1 protein-coding gene is annotated in these 1,253 nt (G+C 48.4%); it reads left to right on the top strand.

Annotated elements, in window-relative coordinates; translation table 11 throughout:
• The first annotated feature begins 70 nt into the window (after positions 1 to 70).
• Positions 71 to 1,236 (top strand): IS3-like element ISKpn37 family transposase gene (locus A9B99_RS23910; protein WP_156519073.1). Its coding sequence is split into 2 segments (ribosomal slippage): positions 71 to 335 and positions 335 to 1,236, totalling 1,167 coding nucleotides; the frame shifts between segments, so codons are not numbered across the junction.
• The last annotated feature ends 17 nt before the right edge of the window (positions 1,237 to 1,253 follow it).

The raw sequence follows: 1,253 nt of genomic DNA, 5'->3' as shown, positions 1-1,253 counted from the left end.
TGTAGTGGATCGGTAATTCAGGACACCTCGAAATCCTGTTAATGTTAAAACAGTGAAAATGAGGTGATGCATGATCAAAACTCGTCGGACTAAACGTACCTTTTCCCCGGAGTTCAAGCTTGAAGCTATCGAACAGGTGGTTAAATACCAGCGTGATGTCAGAGAAGTCGCGCTGGCACTTGAGCTCAACCCTGACCATTTGCGTAAATGGATACGGTTGTATAAGCAGGAACTTCAGGGTATTGAGCCCGCTGGTAATGCTATTACCCCTGAACAACGCGAAATTCAGCAGCTTAAAGCGCAGATAAAGCGCCTTGAGATGGAAAAAGAAATACTAAAGCAGGCTGCCGTGCTGATGAGCGAAATCCCCGGGAAGCTGTCGCGCTAATCACACGGCTGAAAGCAAAGTGGCCAGTGCGGGTTCTTTGTCATTTATTCGGTATTCACCGTAGCGTTTATTACGCGCAGGTGAAGCGTCCTGTTAATGTGCAAAGAATTGAATTACGAAGTCGGGTGAGGGCTTTCCATGCTCTCAGTCGTGGCGCAGCCGGTAGCCGGGCAATCAGTCAGATGTTGCGCCAGAGTGGCGTTGATGCAGGCCGGTGGCTGGCACGACGACTGATGCGGGAATGCGGGCTGACAAGTCGACAGSCAGTTAAACATCACTACCGGGTAAACGAAGACAAAAGTCCGCCATTGCCAAATTTACTGAACCGGCAATTTAACCCCGCCGCACCAAACCGCGTCTGGTGCGGCGACATCAGTTTTATTCGCCTGCAGGACAAATGGTGTTATCTCGCGCTCGTTGTTGATTTATATTCACGGCGGATTATCGGTTCAGCCCTCTCATTAACCGCTGATGCTGAGTTGGTGTGTAGGGCTTTGCATAATGCACTGGAAACRCGACCGCGTGATGGCCGCCTGCTGTTTCATTCAGATCAAGGTGTTCAGTATAAAAGCAATAAATACAGAAAGTTACTCTGGCGTTATGGGGTAATGCAAAGTATGAGTCGCAGAGGGAATTGCCTGGATAATTCGCCGATGGAAAGAGTCTTTCGCAGCCTTAAAAGTGAATGGCTTCCGAATGGTGGTTATGGTGATTTTAGCCATGCGGTACGCGATATAAACCAGTGGATTAATGGTTATTACAACGTTTATCGACCTCACACGAACAACGATGGTTTACCGCCTTGCTTACATGAAGAAAAGTGGAAACAGGTTATCCCGGTGTCCTGATTTTGTGCTCCACTACA

Origin of the sequence: Mangrovibacter phragmitis (assembly GCF_001655675.1) — a bacterium.
Lineage (GTDB): Bacteria > Pseudomonadota > Gammaproteobacteria > Enterobacterales > Enterobacteriaceae > Mangrovibacter > Mangrovibacter phragmitis.
This window is presented reverse-complemented; position numbering and strand designations above follow the sequence as displayed.